This window comes from Zunongwangia sp. (assembly GCF_048269745.1).
Taxonomy (GTDB): domain Bacteria; phylum Bacteroidota; class Bacteroidia; order Flavobacteriales; family Flavobacteriaceae; genus Zunongwangia.
In genome coordinates this window covers 39,940-58,895 of the sequence record NZ_JBLXIB010000005.1, presented here as the reverse complement: position 1 = coordinate 58,895, position 18,956 = coordinate 39,940, and the positions used below count along the sequence as shown (strand labels likewise).

Genomic DNA, 18,956 nt, shown 5'->3' with positions numbered 1-18,956 from the left:
TTGACTGATTTATAAAATTAATATGCTTCATTATGAAGCAAACACTGTTATGTTAAAAAATATAAAAATAATGATTTGACTCAAATGAAATGATTTTTTCACAAAATTTCTTTAAAATTATAGCTTTTTTTTAATCACACTACTACATCAATTGCGCTGAAAACCTAAGTATCATTTTTTTACAGAAAAAGAAAAGCAAATTTTGTTGTAGTATTTTTCATTAGGATTTAATACACTAGACGGAAAATTCCTAAAATTTGGAGAATCTGGAAAATTTTGACCTTCAAAACAAACCGATGGATACTCTGAAATTCGAGTTTGATAGGTTAATTCTTCAGGTAAACTTTCCGGTACATAGACTACGACTCCTGGCTGATTGGTTGTCATATCCAATTTGATTCCGGTTAATGGTGCAAATAATTGCGTTCCTATTTCTTCAGAGTCGCTATTAAAAACAAAAGTATCGTCTACAGGTCTATTCCCAATTAACCGATTTTCACCAAAATCTTTAGCATGTCCTTTTAAATTCATCAAATTACCAGTTGGCAATTGTTTCTCGTCCACTTCAAGAATTTTATCTGCATTAACTCTCATAAAATGGTCGCTAACACTTCCATCTCCATTTAAATTAAAGTAAGAATGGTTTGTAAGATTTACTACCGTTTTTTTATCGGTTGTTGCTTCATATTCAATAACAACATCATTATCCTCTGTTAAAGTATAAGTAGCTACTACTTCTAAAGTTCCCGGATAGTTTTCTTCTCCATCTTTACTGATATATTTTAGTTTAACTGATGGGTTTTCACAATGAGTTTCTTCTAAAATTTCCCAAAATTTATGATGGAACCCTTCTTCCCCTCCGTGAAGATGAACTCCTTTTTCATTATATAAAGAATACGTGTTATCATCTAATTGAAACGTTCCGTTTGATATTCTACCGGCATATCGCCCGATTGAAGCACCAAAACAACGATTAAACGATTTATTTTTTGAAGATGGTAAATCTTCAGCTTTTGGAGAAACTAGCACATTTACTAGATTGTGGTTTTTATCCAAAATTTTTAGACTCACCATGGCTGCACCAAAATTGGTTATCTCTAGTGCCGTTCTTGCTTTGTTGACCAGGGTGACGGTCTTAAGTTCTATATGTTCCAATATTATATATTTAGGTTGATTTTTCCTTAATCCAACGTTGCACATTTTCTGAAAGCGTATTTAACGGTAAAGCGCCATCCAATAAAATAACGTCATGAAATTCTTTAATATCAAAATTCTCTTTTAAAGCTTCTTTTGCTTCCTTCCTTAAATCTAGAATGGTTTTCATTCCTATTTTGTAAGCAGTTGCTTGCCCCGGCATTACGATATGCCGCTCTACCATTTTTATACAGTCGTTTTCAGAATTTGGGGTATTTTCTCGGTAATATTCAATTGCATCTTCTCTAGACCATTTTTTAGCATGTATACCAGTATCTACAACTAAGCGGCAAGCTCTCCATAATTCCATCGATAATCGGCCAAAATCTGAATAAGGATCTTTATAGAAACCTATTTCTTTTGGAATATATTCACTATACAGTCCCCAGCCTTCTACATAAGCGCCATACCCTTCATATTTTCTGAATTTTGGAATATTTTTTAATTCTTGAGCTATTGCAATTTGCATATGATGCCCAGGAATTCCTTCGTGATAAGCTAATGCCTCTAATTGATAGTTCGGCATATTTTTCATGTCAAATAAATTCACATAAAAAATGCCTGGTCTGCTTCCATCAGGAGCAGGCTGTTGGTAAAATGCTTTACCAGCACTTCGTTCTCTAAATGCTTCAACTTGTTTTACCTTAAGTCTAGCTTTTGGTTGTGTATTAAATAACTGATCTAAACTGCCTCGCATTTTATTGATTATCGATTTCGCTTCAGTTAAATATTGTTTTTTATCTTTTGGAGTATTATGGTAATAGAATCTTTCATTTGTACGCATAAAATCGAAAAAGTCTTGTAGTGAGCCTTCAAATTTTACTTCATCCATAATCTTTTTCATTTCTGAATGAATACGAGATACCTCATCTAATCCATATTGATGAATTTCTTCGGAAGTTAAATTTGTAGTTGTAGTTCGCTTTAAAGCTAACTTATAAAAAGCTTCTCCTTTGGGGAACTTCCAAACACCATCATCTGTTGTAGCTCTTTTTTGCTGACTTTCTAAAGTTTCAATTAAAGATTTATATGCAGGTTGTACAGATTTCAATAAAGCATTTTCGGCCTGACTAATTAATTGATCTTTTTCTGACTGCGGTATAGACAATTTAGCAACTTTAGTTTCAAAATCAGCTAACAACGTACTATGCTCTACCGATTTATAAAAAGGCTTTCCTTTTAGAAGATTACGGCAATCATCTAATACTTTATCAAATACAAATTTTGGAGGTACAATACCATTATGTTCTCTAATTTTGATACCTTCTGTAATCTGTTTAAAAGCTTTTTTAAATCCTTTTAATCTTGAAATATAAGCTTTAGCATCAGCAACAGAATCTATTCGATGGGTATTTATTAAAAAAGCAGGTAACGATGAATGGTAACCAAACATTTGGTTTATGGGATAGTTATAAAATCGGTAATCGTAATCTTCAATAGAATTTTCTACTTTTTTTCGGTAGAGTTTATAACTAAGTAAGGTTCCTTTATTTAAAGAATCAGTATCTATACTTTGTAAATATTTTAAACGCTCTCGATTTTGTTCTAATTCTTTAGAATATCGTAAATGTGAAAAATTATCCCATTTTCCATAATTTGTTTTTCGACCTAAACGTGCCTGCATCATAGGCGAATTCTGAACGTCTACTTCAAATTGTTCTTCAAAATAATCATTCAGGATTTTTGAATATTCAGCTTTGGAATAATCGATTTTCCTTTCTTCCTTACAAGAAAATAATCCGAAGATGATAAAGATTATGCTTATATTTTTCAGGCAAATTTTCATAGGCTATTCTTTTAACACTGAAAATTTAATTGAAGAATCTCCAAAAACAGTATGTGTTTGCTTCTGAAAATCTTCTTTTTTTGCTTTAAATATATTGTCCACATAAGTTTGCGGATTTAAATCGATAAGCGGAAACCAAGTGCTCTGAATCTGAATTTGAATTTTATGCCCTTTCTCAAAAGTATGATTCACTGCTTGCAAAGTAATATCTACAGCTGTTTTTTTATTTGCAGTAAAAGGTTTCGGTTTAGAAAAATCATCTCTAAAACGTCCTCGCATCACTTCACTACGCACCATCATGTGGTAATTACTCATTTTTAAATGATCCATTGTTTCTGGATAATTTTCTGCATCAGGTGGGTACACATCAATCACTTTTACCACCCAATCTGCAGCCGTTCCTGTTGTAGCTACTTTTAAATTAGCTTCAATTTCGCCAACCATAGTAATTGGTTGATCTAACGCTTCTGTTTCGTAAACTAAAACATCTGGACGTCTTGCTGCAAAACGCTGATCTCCTGACATATACTCTCTAGGAGTAAAAACAGTTTTAATTTCATCATTATAAGAAACAGGTTTTTTAGGATCGCTAATAAACTCTTGTTTTGTATCGGTAGCTTTGTTTGTTAATTCTTGATTATCGCCTAAGTACAATGTTTTTGAAGAACTATTTTTTGGAGGCCATTCTGTATAATCTCTCCACGTTCTTTTTCCAGTATCATAAATATGGGCTTCGGCTAAATTTAAAGGCTTATCGGTATTTTGTTTTAGAAAGTGATTAAAAAATCGCGTTTCGTAATTCTTCTGAAATTCACTAGAAATACTATCTCCAAAATATACATTCCCAACAGCTTGTCTACCTTGTTCTCTAGCCCAATCACCATGGCTCCATGGTCCATAAACTAAGATATTATAATTGTCACTAGATTTTTCGATTTTTTTATATTCATTAAAAGGGCCATATAAATCTTCAGCATCAAATAATCCACCAACAACCATTACGGCTGGTTTTACATCTTTAAGATGTTGAATAATTCCTCTAGATTGCCAAAATTCATCATAATTAGGATGATTTTTTAGTTGTTGCCAAAACTCATTGTCTTCTTTATAATATTCATCTAAAGAACTTAAAGGCGTATGGTCTAAGAAAAATTGATATTGATCTTCGGTCCCTAATTCAGGTAAACTATACCAAGAAGAAGTGGTTGGTGCATCTTTTTGATAGCCAAATAAAGCAGTAACTCTCCAGTAGCTCAACAAATAAGCCCCATTATGATGAAAATCATCAAAAAAGAAATCTGAAATTCCTGCCTGTGGAGACACTGCTTTTAAAGCTGGGTGTGAATCTACTAGTGAATATACAGCATAAAATCCAGGATACGAGATTCCCCACATCCCAACATTACCATTGTTATTAGCTACATTTTTAACCAACCAATCAATGGTATCGTAAGTATCGCTAGATTCATCTATTTCGTCTCCTTTTTTATTAGGAATATAAGCCCGCATATTATCATATTTCCCTTCACTCATCCATCGGCCTCGTACATCTTGGTATACAATTATGTTTCCTTCTTCCATTAAATATGGATTTGGGCCTATTTGCGAACGCATTTGTCCTTCTCCATAAGGTCTTGAACTATATGGCGTACGTTGCATAATTATTGGATATTCTTTAGAAGTATCTGTAGGAGAATAAATAGTAGTATGAAGTTTTACTCCATCTCTCATTTTTATATCCACTTCCTTTTTTGTGTAATGATCTCGAATATCGAAAGAATGACTGACTTGAGCCACTGAAATTGAGATTGTGAAAAATAATATAATAAATGAAATTGATTGGAGATTTATCTTCATAATATAATTAAATGTATTTTAAAGCTCTAAAGATAGAAATTACGCCTAGAACAGTAAAGGATTTTTATCATTTCAAGTTTGAAAATGTTTTATAGAAACCTTCTGTAAAATTTCAGACCTTAGATTCTTTAAAAAAGAAAAAACAAGCTCCAAAATTAATTAGTATTTTAACACAAAAATCACTGGTTTAATTAGAGTATCTTCAATTGATTTACAGTTTTAATTATTACAGGTTAATCTGATAAAAAATAGGCTTAGCTCACAAATGATATTTTTAAAATAGGCTTGTCGGAATTAGTTATTGCAAATCGGTTATCTGCACGCCTAGTTACCACCCAAACAATTGTATCTTTAGAACATAAAAGCCAAGTACTTTCTTTTTCGGGTAACGACATTTTTTGATCTTTAAAAAAATCGCTTACTTTTTTTCGATTTTTCATTCCAAAAGGATAAAAATAATCGCCTTTTTTTCGATGCCGCAATTGTAATGGGTAGCTCAATTTTTCCGGATTTACATAAATACAATCTTTTCCTATTTCTCGTATTTCAGAAACATACTCAAAATGCAAAGCGCCACCAGAAAACATAATATGGCTATCTTTTTCGGTTATTTCGTAAGTTTTATTAGCATCTGGAGCTGTAATTTCCGTTAACAATAAATAATCACGATCTTTTATTAACCGGTGTGTAGCAGAAAAAACTATTTTTCCGGATTGCGCATCTAATAAATTTTCTACATCGTTCCATTCGGTAAAACCAAAATCTTTAAGCAATTGGTATAATAAAGCTTTAGTATGCGGTAAACGCTTCAGCATCGCAATATCTAAAGAATAGCCGTAATCATTACGTGTTACTGCTTTTCTAAAAATTATCTCAGTATAATCTTCAACTAAATCTAATTGCTCTTTTAGGTAAGTTTGTGTATTTTCAAATCCTTTTAAAAATTGCGGATTCATTTCTTCCAATAGCGGTATTACTTGATGCCGTATTTTATTCCGAAGATATTTTGTTGATGCGTTGCTACTATCTTCTCTCCATAAAATCTGGTTCTCGATAGCGTATTGCTGAATCTCTTGCCGGCTAAATTTCAAAAAAGGTCGTAAAATTTTATCATTTTCAGCTTTAATTCCGGCCAAACCTTCCGGCCCGGTACTTCTCACTAAATTTATAAGAAATGTTTCTAATGAATCGTTAGCATGATGCGCTGTTAAAATATAATCGGCATCTTCTGAAATACGCAATTCTTCAAACCAACGATAACGCAATTCTCGAGCTGCCATCTGTATAGAAAGCTTATGCTTTTCAGCAAATAAACTTGTATTAAAATGCTGAATATGGATGGGAATATCTAATTTTTTGGCATTACTTACAACAAATTCCTCGTCTCCATCACTCTCTTTATCTCTTAAATTGAAATTACAATGCGCAATAATAATATTTAAATTGATTTTTTTACACAAGTGTAATAAAACCATACTATCTACACCACCGCTTACAGCTATAACTAATTTGGAATTTACTAAATAAGGAAAAGCTGATTTTATATGACTTCGAAAGGATTTTTCCATAACCCCAAAGATACAAAAATCGGCTTCTTTTGATTTTAAACGAACCGCTTTTACATAAATTAATCACTAAATTTTCCCAAAACCTGCCGCATAGCACTAGCTTTTACCATACATTCTTCGTATTCACTCTCAGGATTAGATTGTGCAGTAATAGCACCACCTACCGAGAAAGACGCGTATTTACGATCCTCATTATAAAGAATACTGCGTATTACAACATTAAAATCGAAGTCAGCTTCCGGCGTAAAATATCCAATAGCACCACTGTACAAACCACGTTTTGTTTCTTCTAAATCTTCGATAATTTGCATTGCTGAAATTTTCGGAGCACCCGTCATACTCCCCATAGGGAACGTGCTTTTTAAAACCTCAACAGCCGCAAACTCTTCTCGAAGTTCCGCTGAAATTGTAGAAATTAGCTGATGTACTTGTTTAAAAGAATGTACTTCACAAAGCCTTTCTACTTTTACGCTTCCCTTCTTTGCAATTTTAGAAAGATCGTTTCGTACCAAATCGGCAATCATTATATTTTCGGAACGCTCTTTTATGTCTTCAGAGAGGTTTTGAGCATTGTCAACATCAATTTTAGGATCGGTATTTCTAGCTGCTGTTCCTTTAATAGGTTGAGAAATTATAGTATCTCCCTTTTTCTGAATATACCTTTCAGGAGAAGCGCACATCGCATAGTAATCTTCTAATTTTAGAAAACTAGCAAAGGGTGGATTTGAAATTTCATTTAATTCCGTAAAAATATGGAACGGATTTAATACAATATTTTCAGCATAAAACTCTTGGCAAAAATTAGCTTCGTAAATATCGCCCCGATGGATATGCTGTAGCATTTCTGTAACTTTATATAAGTAGTCCTCTTTAGAAAGTCGAGATTGAATGCTAATTGTTTTTTGTTGAATTTCAGGAACTTTTTCAGCAATAACAATCTCGTTAATTTCAGTAAAATCAAAATCGATTTCATCATCTACCATTCGTAAATATTGTACTTCGAGCTTATTCTCTTTTAGTAAAAATAATTTTTGAGGCTGAAAAAAATAGAGCTCAGGAAATTTTAAACTATCATGGTTTTTGCTTGTTAATTTTTCGGTATCATTCTTTAAATCGTAAGAAAGATAACCAAAAATCCAATCGGCTGTAGTTTGCTGATACTCTTTTAATTTATCGAAAGCCTCAACAGTATCGGTTTTAATTGCCGTAAAAGCATTTATGGCTAAAATTGCATCGTATTGCTGGTATTTATCGGGATATTTATTGCTATCTAACCAAACCAACTCCTCACATGAGGATGCCCATGAAAGAAGTTGTTGTTTAAATAAAAGGGGGTCTGAAATATCAAATATCGCTTTTGTGCGCACGCTAATTAAATTTGTTGCGCAAAAGTATTTAATTTTGAAGTAATTTCAGATTCTATTTCAGGATTGGTAATTTCTCCTTCTTTAAAATTATCGTAAAAAACTGGAAAACTTAATGTTTCCACAACGTCTCCACCAAAAATCTTAAAAGCCGTTTTAGCATATGCCATAGCTGAAGCTGCACCACTACCACCAGGAGAGGCTGCTACTAAAAATATTTTTTTATTGTTCAAAAAACCACGATTATGCCTAGATACCCAGTCAATTAAGTTTTTAAAAACTGCCGAAAGACTACCATTGTGCTCGTTAATTGCAATAACAAGTGCATCATTTTTTTCAATTTCCGCCGCAAATTCTTGTGCTTTCTGCGGGATTCCTTTTTCATTTTCTAGATCTTCTCCATAAAATGGTAATTCGAAATCACGAATATCAATTTGTTGTGTTTCAAAATCAGAAGATAATCGATTTAACAAATTAGCCACTAATTGTGCATTTATAGATTTACTGCTATTAGATCCTGCGAATCCTAAAATACGTTTCATTATTTAATTTTTTTAATCTACTCAAATATACTGTTTTAATGAGGTTTTGAACATTGCTTTAAAAAGAAACATTTTATACTAGATATAAGAAATATTTATAGTTTTATATTTCTTAATAACCAAAAAGAGGTTTTATATTTATCTTCTAAACTCACCAATAACTATGTATACATTAAAAAACAAGCAACTACATGTTGGAATACAACAAAAAGGCGTAGAACTTTGCAGTATTAAGAATCTAGAAAATAACAAAGAATATATATGGCAAGCTAATCCTGAAATTTGGGGAAGCCACGCTCCTAACCTATTCCCGATAATCGGGGTTTTAAAAGATGGGCAATATAAATTTAAAGGCAGCCTTTACGATATGCCAAAACATGGTTTTATAAGAAATAATGATAATCTGGAAGTAAAAAACCAAACTAAAACTTCAATTACTTTTATTTTGAAAAGCTCGGAAGAATTATCAAAAATATATCCGTTTAAATTTGAATTTGAGTTAACATTTACGCTTAACGGAAAAACTATTGAAGTTACCCATCTCGTTAAAAATTTAGATAACCAAACTATGTATTTTCAAGTAGGTGGCCACCCTGCCTTTAATGCTCCGCTTTTTGATAATGAAGCTTACGAAGATTATTATTTAGAATTCGACCAAAAGCTTAGCCTAGAATCTTATATTTTAGCAGAAAGCGGATTGGTAAGCAATGAAACCAAAACGATTACTGAAAATGATTCTAAAATTAAGCTCTCCAAAGATCTTTTTAATGAGGATGCTTTAATTTTTAAAGATATTCCTTCTAAAAATGTAGTGTTAAAAAGCAATAAGCATGGTGAAATTTTAAGCGTTTCATATAAAGATTTTAAAAACTTAGGAGTTTGGGCAAAACCGGGCGCTCCTTATGTTTGTATAGAACCCTGGTTAGGAATTGCAGATGTTGAAGGTACCAATCAAAACATCGAAACTAAAGAAGGGATTATAACTCTTGGTTCGGAAAAAGATTTTAGTGCCAGCTATAAAATAAGCATTGCTTAATATTTATAAGGTAAAAAGAAGCAAAAATTTGACTTTCATAACCTACCTTTGCAAAAAATAAATCCCTCACTGTGAGTTTTCAAGACCTAAATTTAAATACTCCGCTACGTAACGCGCTGGAAGATCTTAACTTCCAGAATCCTACGCCTATTCAAAAGCAGGCTTTCCCAGCAATTATGTCTGGTAAAGATGTTGTTGGAATAGCACAAACCGGAACCGGAAAAACGTTTGCTTACCTGTTGCCTCTTTTAAGAATGCTGAAATATTCAGAACAAAAAAACCCTCGCATTCTTATTATGGTACCTACACGAGAATTGGTGGTCCAGGTGGTTGAGGAAATAGAGAAACTAACAAAATACATCAATATACGAGTTGCCGGTATTTATGGAGGAGTAAATATTAATACACAACATCTAGATGTAATACAAGGGCTTGATGTTTTAGTAGCAACACCTAGACGATTGTATGATTTAGTACTTAGAAGAGCCGTACAACTAAAATCGATTCAGAAATTTGTGATTGATGAAGTAGATGTAATGCTAGATCTTGGATTTAAATTTCAGGTAAATAATATTATTGAAATACTTCCTCCTAACCGGCAAAATATTATGTTTTCGGCTACAATGACGGAAATTGTAGAGGATATGATTTATGTAAACTTTAAATCTCCTGAAAAAATTTCTGTAGCTGTAAGCGGAACTCCATTAGAAAACATAGCGCAACAAGCTTATAGAATTGCTAATTTTAACACCAAAACAAATCTTTTACTGCATATACTAGCAGATAAAGAAATGTATAAAAAAATTCTAATTTTTATTGGCGATAAACGTATTGCAGACCGATTATACGATAAATTAGATGAGAAATTTTCTGAAGAAATTAGTTTAGTACATACAGGTAAGAGCCAAAATCACCGATTAAAAAACGTAAGCGATTTTGATAAAGATATAACACGAATTCTTATTGCTACCGATGTTATTTCTAGAGGTATTGATCTTGAAAACATCTCTCATGTAGTAAATTTTGATACACCACAGTATCCAGAAAATTACATGCATAGAATTGGTAGAACAGGTCGTGCAGAAAAAAAAGGTACTTCTTTATTATTTACGACTGAAGCTGAGAAAGAAAACTTACAAGCCATTGAAGAGTTAATGAAAATGGAAATTCCTAAAATGGAAATTCCTGCTGAAGTTGAAATTTCTACAGACTTAATTCCTGAAGAAAAACCTCGAGAAATCGAGATTAATAATCCTAATAAAACTCTTGATGAAGCAGGACCTGCTTTTCACGAGAAAAAAGAAAAAAACAAAAAAGTAAATCTTGGCGGTTCGTATCGTAGAGAAATTGCAAAAAAATATAAGAAACCTAAAACTCGAGGCGATAAAAATGCCAACAGAAGAAGTAAAAAATAAAAAAAGGAGCAATATTTGCTCCTTTTTCTTTTATAGATTAAATTGATTTTTTAAAAGCTTACTAACTTCTGTTTTTCTTCTTTGCAGCTTTTGCTGCTCTCTTCTCTTTAAGACTTAAAACCGGTTCTTTTTTAGCCGAATTTTTAGATGGTGACTTTTCTTTTGCCATAATTTCTAATCGTTAGAATAATTAGCTAAAAGTAATAAATCTTATCTTACAAAAAATCATAATTTTTTAATTTCTAAAAAGTTACCTATATATATTATATTTAGAGTTTATATTCATTAATTTTTTAGTACAATACAGACTGATTAATCTTTAATCAACTCATCTGTCAACTCTTTTTCTTCTACATTAAAATTATATTCAAATGTATAATTTCCATCATCTAATAATTCTTCTCCAACATAGTCAACCGGTATCCAACCATATTTCTCTCCATTTATTGTAATATCAACTTGACCATAACTATATTGATCTTCAAATATTTTATATTCCGTTTTTTCCCCAGGTTGAATATCGCCAAAATTTACATTGTTATAAGTTACATTTTCAAATTTCACCTCACTATTATTGGCTAATCGGATATTTACTTGATTTGTTTGAATTTCAACATCATCATCATTATCAGAACAAGAGAAGATAATAAATAATGATAGTAATACCAGTAATTTTGTTTTCATTGTTTTCATTGTTTTCATTGTTTTCATTTATTAATTTTTGATGGTCTATTTTTTAATTAGATGATTTTTTATTCGAAAGGTTGCGCCTAATTATTGATTATTAATTGGTATTCTAAGAGAAATAGTAAAAAAATCAGTCCCTTTTTCAATATTTAAATTGTAATTTTCACCGTAACTATATGCTAAGCGCTTCCGGATGTTTTCTAAGCCAATTCCTGAGTTTCGATCTAAAATTTCTTTTTGTTTCGGAATCGAATTCTTCAAGAAAAAAATCAATTGATTTTCGATAATTTGAAGTGTCATTTCAATTTCTAAAATTCCTTCAGAAGCTTTCCCGTGTTTAAATGAATTTTCTAAAAACGGTAAGAAAAGCATCGGCGGAATCTCGATATTTGGTGGAAATTCAGCAATAGCAATTTCTGTATATAATCGATCTCCAAAACGTATTTTTTCTAATTCGATATAATCTTCTAAATGCTGAATTTCCCGTCGCAGTAGCACCTTATTTTTTTGTGTTTCGTATAAAATATAATCTAGCAAATCAGCTAATTTTAAGATTATTCCAGGTGCCGAATCTTTTTTGGTAAGCGCTAAACCATAAATAGTATTTAGTGTATTGAATAAAAAATGCGGATGGATTTGCATTTTCAGGTATTGTAATTCCTGAATTTTCAGTTGTAATTCATTTTCTAGCAAAGTATTTTTTAATTCTTCATTATTATTTAAAGTTTTAAAATAAGATTTGGTAAGGCTTAATCCGCAGCCTAAAGCAATTACCAAATAAACTGCAAAAAATATAAAAGCTAAACCTTTTGAAACCGGATAACTTCCACCCCACTCTAATCCAAATGTTAGTAAATATCCATAAAACGCTGAAAAAATAAGTAGCGAAGCTGAAATGACTAATGTATAAAAGGAATATAGTCCCAATAAAAAATACCTCCGCGTGGATAAATACCTAGGAATAATAACAGAAGAAAACGTGTAGGTTGTAGCAATGGTTACGGGCATTAATGCCAAAGAAAATTTAGTTGAAATCCACAAATCTGAATCTTTAACTGCAAAAAAGAACGCATAAAAAAATAGCACTGCTATCCAAAATAAGCTGTGTTGGATTACTTTTTTCAAACTACCTATAAGAAGTTTCAACTTCATGATTTATCTAAATTCAACAGAATTTTTAGACGGTATTCAATAATTCATTCTAACCATCAGCTCATAAAATTGCTAAAATTCAGCTTGGCAAAAAGATTTCTGCGATTAAATACAGAAAACAAACGGTTTTCTACAAGTTTAGCGATAAAAACTTTAAAAAATATGTTGTTTATGTAGAAAAGCAGTAAAATCTTGTCATCTATCGCAAAGTGATTTTTTGAAGCCTTAATGCTCATAAATTTACACCATCAACTTTAAGATGGAGTTATTAAAATGACTTCTTAAACCAATAATTATAAATAAAATAGATTATTATGAGAAAAAAGCTTGCAACTAATGACAACTCCTATAGAGAATATGGGAATGGGAATTTCGGTTGATGCATTTAATGGATTAACCGTATACGGTCACGATGGCGATATAGATGGTGTTCTGTGCAATGGCTGTATATTCCAAAATTCAGATCGGCAATTACATTTAATTTTAGAGCTTATTCTGGCTCCAATATTCAACCTTTAATTGAGATTATCAAAACTTATCTAGAAATACCAAACAAATAAAACTAATTATATCTAAAACTTAATATTATGAACTTTGTACTACTTTATCAAAATCCTGGATTATTCTCTCAATTAGGAGATAGAATTAACGAAGGTGGTCCTTTCGCTATGTGGACAATTCTAATTTGCTTTTTACTTACTATTGGACTAATAATTTTTGCTGCTATAAAATTATCACAGGATCATCTTTTCAAAAAAACGCTCAGTTTAATTCATCACGTAGGTTTATTTGCTTTGGTAAGCGGACTTCTTTTTCAGTTTCTTGGTTTAATACAAATGTTCGATGCGATAGAATCCTGGGGAAATGTTTCTACCGAAATGCTGGCTGGTGGATTAAAAGTAACTTTACTCACTATTATTTTTGGCACTGTAACTTTTCTAGTTGGCAGGCTGGGAATCATTATTTTAACAGCCATAAAAAAGTAAAATTACTACTGAAATTCGTTAATTTTAAGCATTAATTATAAATAAATGGCGGCACCTATTAATTGTATTATCGTAGACGATGAACCCGTTGCACTGGATATTTTAGAAAATCATCTATCTAAAATAGACGATGTTTCTATTCTAGAGAGATGTACAAGTGCTACTGATGCTTTTAATATAATTAGTAGAGAAAATGTTCAGCTTATTTTTCTGGATATTAACATGCCAGAGATTTCAGGAATTTCGTTTGCGAAATCAATCAATAAAAACATACAAATTATTTTCACCACTGCTTATCGAGAATATGCTTTAGAAGGATTCAATTTACATGCCGTTGATTATTTATTGAAACCTATTTCTTTTGAACGCTTATTAGATGCGATCAATAATTACCGGAAAAATCATGCTGAAAAAGAAACCATTATAATACCAGAAAAAGAGTCAGAATTTATTTTTGTAAAAATAGATCGCAAAATGGTGAAAATCAATTTTAACGAACTACTTTTTATTGAAAGTTATTCCGATTATTTAAAAATTCATCTTTTAACGGATACCAAAATAACCAGAGAAACCATTACTGCTATTGAAGAAAAATTACCGAAATCAAAATTTATACGAACACATCGATCTTTTATTATCTCAATAGATAAAATTGAATCATATACCAACGATCAATTGGTTATTCAGCAAAAATCGATCCCTATAAGCCGAAGTTTTAAAGAACAAGTATTAGAAAAACTAGCCGAATATCATTGATTTTGAATTTAAAAATCAATTTATTCGGCTTTATAAAATTCTTCAATATTTGAAAAATTACCATCAATTTTAGGATTTTCAAATCCTAAAATCTTAGTAATTAACGGGTAAATATTTACATTTTCGATACTTTCTATCAGTTTTCCTTGCTGAATATGTGGTCCCTTAGCGTATAAAATACCATGCATATCTTCAGATTCAAATGGGTCGTAGCCATGAACACCTATAGTCTCAGCTATATCTCGGTCATTGAAAATATAACCAGGATCTGCAAGTACTACTACGTCACCAATTCGATAATTGTTATTATAGTGCCACTTTTTAGGCATCTGTCCTTTTTTATATACCTTAAAATGAGTCTCTAGAGACTTCAATGTAGAATAGGTTTCTTCAATTTTATTTTCCGGTAGATAAATTTGAGTTATTATTCCAGGTACTACTGTTGCAGTTTTCGGAATTGTTTTTAATACTGGTTCAAGGTCTATACTATGCGTTTTAGTTTTTATTTCTTTCATTCCGTGATCTGAAGTAATAATTACATCTACGGGAACATCTAGCTTTTTTAATTTCTTCATTAAAAACCCAACTAATCTGTCGGCTTCTTTTACTTTTGAAGCTAAAGCTTTTGAATTTGGTCCGCTTCTATGCCCTTCTGAATCGACCATTGAAAAATAAAGCGACACAAAATGTGGGCGCTCTTTTTCTGGTAACTGGAACCATTTTATAACCTTACGTATTCGTTTTTTATTAGGAACACTACCATCATATTTTAAATAATAATCCGGGAAACTTCCTTGTATGGGGGCTTCAGAACCTACCCAAAAATAAGAAGCTGATTTATAATTATTTTGCTGAGTTAATTGCCAAAGTGGTGTACCACCGTAATAGAAAGGATCTTCTACTAATTCTCGCTTATTAATTCTATATGTTGTATTCTTTATACTATCGTAAAAAGCATTAGCTACCAAACCATGATTACCAGGATATAAACCTGTTACAATACTATAATGATTCGGAAAAGTTTTACTTGGGAAACCAGGAATTAAACTTTTTGCAGCACTACCCTCTTTAATAAATTCCTTAAAATTCTTAGCATCGTATTTTTCTACATAATCATGACGAAAACCATCAAATGAAACTAATAGCAGATAACCCGGTTCTGACTGCTGTGAGAATCCTTGAAAAAATTGTAAAAATAGAATTGTTAAAAATAAAAAGCGTTTCATGTTTGTGTATTATTAATACTACAAAATTACAGTATCTCTATAACTACTACTTTATTAAATCTTTATTTTCATAAAAAAATCCGCTATCTGGAAATTTGCAAATAGCGGATGTAAACTATATTAAAAAGCTTTTATATATGTAAAGCTCGATTATCTGTTGCTGCTAATGCAGCTTCTTTTACGGCTTCAGCATAAGTTGGATGCGCATGGCTCATCCTTGCAATATCCTCGGCAGAAGCTCTAAATTCCATTGCTGTAACAGCTTCAGCAATAAGATCGGCTGTTCGTGCACCAATCATATGCACACCAAGAACCTCATCTGTCTTCTCATCCGCAAGAATTTTGATCATTCCGTCTATGTCACCACTTGCTCTAGAACGACCTAAGGCACGCATAGGGAATTTTCCTTCTTTGTATTTTATTCCTTCTTCTTTCAATTGCTCTTCAGTTTTTCCTACAGATGCTACTTCTGGCCAAGTATAAACAACACCAGGAATCAAGTTATAATCAATATGTGGCTTTTGCCCAGCAATAGTTTCAGCAACAAAAGTTCCTTCTTCTTCAGCTTTGTGCGCAAGCATTACACCTTCTACTACATCACCTATCGCGTAAATATTTTCTACATTAGTTTGTAAATGCTCGTTTACTTTAATTCGTCCTTTATCATCTAAAGCTAATCCAGCAGCATCGGCATTAAGACCATCTGTAAAAGGGCGACGTCCTACAGAAACTAAACAATAATCTCCTTTTAGTTCTACTTCTTTATCTTTTTTATCATCTGCTTTTACAATAATTTCATCTCCATTACGCGAAACAGATTTTACTTTTGTTTTAGTGTAGAACTTCACACCTTGCTTTTTAAGTACTTTAGTAAGTTCTTTTGAAAGCGCACTATCCATAGTTGGTATAATTCGATCCATAAACTCTACTACAGAAACCTCAGCCCCAAGTCGTTTATAAACCTGACCTAATTCAAGACCAATTACACCACCTCCAATAACAATTAAATGTTTTGGAATTTCTTTTAGTTTTAAAGCTTCTGTTGATGTAATTACACGCTCTTTATCTAAGTCAATAAACGGAAGATTAGCCGGTTTACTACCCGTTGCTATAATTGTTTTTTTAGCTTCAATAGTTTCGGTTTCTCCGTCATTCTTTTCAATATTGATATGAGTTTTATCTTTAAAAGAACCAATTCCTTCAAAAACATCAATCTTATTTTTGTCCATTAAGAACTTTACACCGTCACAAGTTTGACTAACTACAGCAGATTTACGCTCCATCATTTTTTCAAGATTTACTTTTACGTCTCCTGAAATTTCAATCCCGTGTTCTTCAAAATGCTTTATAGCATCATGATAATGATGTGAAGAATCTAGCAATGCTTTACTTGGAATACAACCAACATTAAGACAAGTTCCACCCAGAGTAGAATATTTTTCTATGATTGCAGTCTTCATTCCCAGTTGAGCGCAGCGTATGGCTGCCACATATCCACCAGGGCCAGAACCTATAACTGCAACATCATATGTACTCATAATTATATTTTTTTAATGAATTTTAATTCCGCTATCTACAAAAGTACGACTATTCTAGGAATGGACAATTTTTCATAAAAACCTTTATATAGTTTTAATAATTCAAAGCAATCTCTCAATTTTATTATATTTTCAATAAACATTTACCTGATTCACAAAATAATATACATTGAACACAAGCAACCAATCGATCATTTTTTTGCATACTATGCCTTAAAATCGTAACATTACGATCTAAAACTTAATCCTAAGATAGCTAAATACATTTTTAGTATTCTAAGATGACTTTTTTAAACATACCCTAACTTTTATAATTTTTAATGGACAACCCGAACAATCCAACCGAAAATGAAAATATAACTAAAAAAAGAGAATTAAGTATTCTAGAGGCACTCATCCCCGTGTTTGCTCTTATCATAATGCTTGGTTTTAATGTACTGGTGGTTTATGGAGACTTAGCTCTTGATGGGTCGAATCAGTTTATTTTACTCTTAGGTGGGGCTGTTGCGGCAATTGTAGGCTATTTTAATAAGGTGAAGTTTGACACCATGATTGATGAAGTAGCTAAAAATATTCAGAGTACCGCAGGCGCTATTTTAATTTTATTAATGGTTGGTGCTTTAGCCGGAACTTGGCTTATAAGTGGGATAATACCTACTATGATTTATTATGGGTTACAAATTTTAAATCCTACTATTTTTCTTGCTGCTACCGTTGTTATTTGTTCTGTTATTTCAGTAGCTACAGGAAGCAGCTGGACTACTTCTGCTACTGTTGGCATTGCGTTAATAGGGATTGCAGATGCATTAGGTATTCCATTAGGAATGACAGCTGGAGCAATACTTTCTGGTGCGTATTTTGGTGATAAAATGTCTCCACTTAGTGACACCACAAATTTGGCACCTGCAATGGCAGGAACCGATTTATTTACCCATATAAAATATATGGCAATTACTACTGTACCGACAATTATCGTTACTATTCTTGCTTTTATAATAATTGGGTTAAATTTAGAAACCACAGGTTCTACAGACACTTCTTCTATTTTAAATGCTATTAATCATTCATTTAATATATCTCCTTGGCTATTTTTGATTCCTGCTATAGTCATCTTCTTAATTGTTCGCAAAACCTCTCCTTTAATTGCATTACTAATTGGTACTTTACTAGGAGCTATAGCTGCTATAATTGCTCAACCAGAAATTGTATTGTCTATTAGTGGAGCTGAAAAACTTAATTTTGTAAATGCATATCGAGGTATTATGGACTCTATTACAATTGGAGCTTCTATAAATACGGAATCCGAAGCCTTAAACGATTTATTTTCATCTAGTGGTATGCAAGGAATGTTAGGGACTATTTGGTTGATAATTTGTGCTATGGTTTTTGGCGGAATTATGGATGCTATTGGTGCACTAGCTAGAATTAGTAAAGCATTACTTAATTTATTTCAAACAGTATTCGGACTTTTTGCCAGCACAGTATTTAGCTGTTTGGCTTTAAACTTTACTGCTTCCGACCAATATTTAGCTATTGTTGTTCCAGGAAAAATGTTTGCAAAAGCCTATCGCGATAAAGGTTTAGCTCCTGAAAACTTGAGTAGAACTTTAGAAGATTCCGGAACAGTTACCTCTGTATTAATCCCTTGGAACACTTGTGGAGCTTATCATAGTGGGGTATTAGGAGTTCCGGTAGCTTCGTATGCTATTTATTGTTTCTTTAACTATTTGAGCCCTTTTATGACGCTATTATTCGCTGCCTTCCGAATTAAAATAAGAGAACTTTCTACTAACGAAGTTGAAACAGCTTAATATTTTAAAATAAAGTTAATTTATTCAAAAACAATAAG

Annotated in this window: 16 protein-coding genes; 6 read left to right on the top strand and 10 right to left on the bottom strand. The window is 31.9% G+C overall.

Features of this window, described 5'->3' with window-relative positions; all coding sequences use genetic code 11:
* Positions 1–171 precede the first annotated feature (171 nt).
* From ACN0WI_RS07850 to ACN0WI_RS07825, 6 genes are all read right to left on the bottom strand, one after another.
* On the bottom strand, positions 172–1,155 hold the full coding sequence (locus ACN0WI_RS07850) for an aldose epimerase family protein (protein WP_417886121.1): 984 nt from the start codon (positions 1,153–1,155) through the stop codon (positions 172–174).
* Between the two features lie 10 nt (positions 1,156–1,165).
* On the bottom strand, positions 1,166–2,980 hold the full coding sequence (locus ACN0WI_RS07845; RefSeq protein WP_417886119.1) for a DUF885 domain-containing protein: 1,815 nt from the start codon (positions 2,978–2,980) through the stop codon (positions 1,166–1,168).
* Positions 2,981–2,983: 3 nt separating this feature from the next.
* Positions 2,984–4,837: a CocE/NonD family hydrolase gene (locus ACN0WI_RS07840; protein ID WP_417886118.1), complete on the bottom strand. Its 1,854-nt coding sequence runs from the start codon at positions 4,835–4,837 to the stop codon at positions 2,984–2,986.
* A 254-nt stretch (positions 4,838–5,091) separates the two neighbouring features.
* Positions 5,092–6,405, bottom strand: a complete 1,314-nt coding sequence (tilS, locus tag ACN0WI_RS07835) for a tRNA lysidine(34) synthetase TilS (RefSeq protein ID WP_417886117.1) — start codon at positions 6,403–6,405, stop codon at positions 5,092–5,094.
* Between the two features lie 59 nt (positions 6,406–6,464).
* Positions 6,465–7,772 carry an aminodeoxychorismate synthase component I gene (gene pabB / locus ACN0WI_RS07830; RefSeq protein ID WP_417886116.1) on the bottom strand — a complete coding sequence of 436 codons (1,308 nt, stop codon included), beginning with the start codon at positions 7,770–7,772 and terminating at the stop codon, positions 6,465–6,467.
* 5 nt (positions 7,773–7,777) lie between these two features.
* Positions 7,778–8,311, bottom strand: coding sequence for an NADPH-dependent FMN reductase (locus ACN0WI_RS07825; protein ID WP_417886115.1), 534 nt, complete (start codon positions 8,309–8,311; stop codon positions 7,778–7,780).
* Positions 8,312–8,474: 163 nt separating this feature from the next.
* Between ACN0WI_RS07825 and ACN0WI_RS07820 the strand changes: the two genes are divergently transcribed.
* Together ACN0WI_RS07820 and ACN0WI_RS07815 are read left to right on the top strand one after the other, a co-directional pair.
* On the top strand, positions 8,475–9,347 hold the full coding sequence (locus tag ACN0WI_RS07820) for an aldose 1-epimerase family protein (protein ID WP_417886114.1): 873 nt from the start codon (positions 8,475–8,477) through the stop codon (positions 9,345–9,347).
* 71 nt (positions 9,348–9,418) lie between these two features.
* Complete coding sequence (locus ACN0WI_RS07815; RefSeq protein WP_417886113.1) at positions 9,419–10,762, top strand: DEAD/DEAH box helicase; 1,344 nt, start codon at positions 9,419–9,421, stop codon at positions 10,760–10,762.
* Between the two features lie 312 nt (positions 10,763–11,074).
* Here ACN0WI_RS07815 and ACN0WI_RS07810 read toward each other — a convergent pair whose 3' ends face one another.
* Together ACN0WI_RS07810 and ACN0WI_RS07805 are read right to left on the bottom strand one after the other, a co-directional pair.
* The gene (locus ACN0WI_RS07810; RefSeq protein ID WP_417886112.1) at positions 11,075–11,473 is read right to left on the bottom strand and encodes a hypothetical protein; all 399 of its coding nucleotides are present in this window, start codon (positions 11,471–11,473) and stop codon (positions 11,075–11,077) included.
* Between the two features lie 63 nt (positions 11,474–11,536).
* Positions 11,537–12,601, bottom strand: a complete 1,065-nt coding sequence (locus tag ACN0WI_RS07805) for a sensor histidine kinase (protein WP_417886111.1) — start codon at positions 12,599–12,601, stop codon at positions 11,537–11,539.
* A 336-nt stretch (positions 12,602–12,937) separates the two neighbouring features.
* Here ACN0WI_RS07805 and ACN0WI_RS07800 point away from each other — a divergent pair, with 336 nt between their 5' ends.
* The 3 genes from ACN0WI_RS07800 (at position 12,938) to ACN0WI_RS07790 (ending at position 14,343) form a co-directional block, all read left to right on the top strand.
* Positions 12,938–13,120, top strand: coding sequence for a hypothetical protein (locus ACN0WI_RS07800; protein WP_417886110.1), 183 nt, complete (start codon positions 12,938–12,940; stop codon positions 13,118–13,120).
* Positions 13,121–13,188: 68 nt separating this feature from the next.
* Positions 13,189–13,587, top strand: a complete 399-nt coding sequence (locus ACN0WI_RS07795) for a hypothetical protein (RefSeq protein WP_417886108.1) — start codon at positions 13,189–13,191, stop codon at positions 13,585–13,587.
* 45 nt (positions 13,588–13,632) lie between these two features.
* Positions 13,633–14,343 carry a LytR/AlgR family response regulator transcription factor gene (locus ACN0WI_RS07790; RefSeq protein WP_417886107.1) on the top strand — a complete coding sequence of 237 codons (711 nt, stop codon included), beginning with the start codon at positions 13,633–13,635 and terminating at the stop codon, positions 14,341–14,343.
* Between the two features lie 20 nt (positions 14,344–14,363).
* Here the strand turns inward: ACN0WI_RS07790 and ACN0WI_RS07785 are convergent, their stop codons facing one another.
* Complete coding sequence (locus ACN0WI_RS07785) at positions 14,364–15,569, bottom strand: ectonucleotide pyrophosphatase/phosphodiesterase (protein ID WP_417886106.1); 1,206 nt, start codon at positions 15,567–15,569, stop codon at positions 14,364–14,366.
* A gap of 131 nt (positions 15,570–15,700) precedes the next feature.
* Positions 15,701–17,107, bottom strand: coding sequence for a dihydrolipoyl dehydrogenase (gene lpdA / locus ACN0WI_RS07780; protein WP_417886104.1), 1,407 nt, complete (start codon positions 17,105–17,107; stop codon positions 15,701–15,703).
* A gap of 320 nt (positions 17,108–17,427) precedes the next feature.
* On the opposite strand from lpdA, the gene nhaC reads away from it, so the two are divergent.
* Positions 17,428–18,918 (top strand): Na+/H+ antiporter NhaC, encoded by a 1,491-nt coding sequence (gene nhaC / locus ACN0WI_RS07775; RefSeq protein WP_417886103.1) that lies wholly within the window; start codon positions 17,428–17,430, stop codon positions 18,916–18,918.
* Positions 18,919–18,956: the final 38 nt, after the last annotated feature.

What these genes read in the sequence shown, in the direction of transcription:
- ACN0WI_RS07805 (WP_417886111.1), bottom strand. Translation starts at nt 12,601, where the DNA reads ATGAAGTTGAAACTTCTTATAGGTAGTTTGAAAAAAGTAATCCAACAC.
- ACN0WI_RS07800 (WP_417886110.1), top strand. Translation starts at nt 12,938, where the DNA reads ATGACAACTCCTATAGAGAATATGGGAATGGGAATTTCGGTTGATGCA.
- lpdA (WP_417886104.1), bottom strand. Translation starts at nt 17,107, where the DNA reads ATGAGTACATATGATGTTGCAGTTATAGGTTCTGGCCCTGGTGGATAT.
- ACN0WI_RS07840 (WP_417886118.1), bottom strand. Translation starts at nt 4,837, where the DNA reads ATGAAGATAAATCTCCAATCAATTTCATTTATTATATTATTTTTCACA.
- ACN0WI_RS07820 (WP_417886114.1), top strand. Translation starts at nt 8,475, where the DNA reads ATGTATACATTAAAAAACAAGCAACTACATGTTGGAATACAACAAAAA.
- nhaC (WP_417886103.1), top strand. Translation starts at nt 17,428, where the DNA reads ATGGACAACCCGAACAATCCAACCGAAAATGAAAATATAACTAAAAAA.
- tilS (WP_417886117.1), bottom strand. Translation starts at nt 6,405, where the DNA reads ATGGAAAAATCCTTTCGAAGTCATATAAAATCAGCTTTTCCTTATTTA.
- ACN0WI_RS07845 (WP_417886119.1), bottom strand. Translation starts at nt 2,980, where the DNA reads ATGAAAATTTGCCTGAAAAATATAAGCATAATCTTTATCATCTTCGGA.
- ACN0WI_RS07790 (WP_417886107.1), top strand. Translation starts at nt 13,633, where the DNA reads ATGGCGGCACCTATTAATTGTATTATCGTAGACGATGAACCCGTTGCA.
- ACN0WI_RS07810 (WP_417886112.1), bottom strand. Translation starts at nt 11,473, where the DNA reads ATGAAAACAATGAAAACAATGAAAACAATGAAAACAAAATTACTGGTA.
- ACN0WI_RS07785 (WP_417886106.1), bottom strand. Translation starts at nt 15,569, where the DNA reads ATGAAACGCTTTTTATTTTTAACAATTCTATTTTTACAATTTTTTCAA.
- ACN0WI_RS07825 (WP_417886115.1), bottom strand. Translation starts at nt 8,311, where the DNA reads ATGAAACGTATTTTAGGATTCGCAGGATCTAATAGCAGTAAATCTATA.
- ACN0WI_RS07795 (WP_417886108.1), top strand. Translation starts at nt 13,189, where the DNA reads ATGAACTTTGTACTACTTTATCAAAATCCTGGATTATTCTCTCAATTA.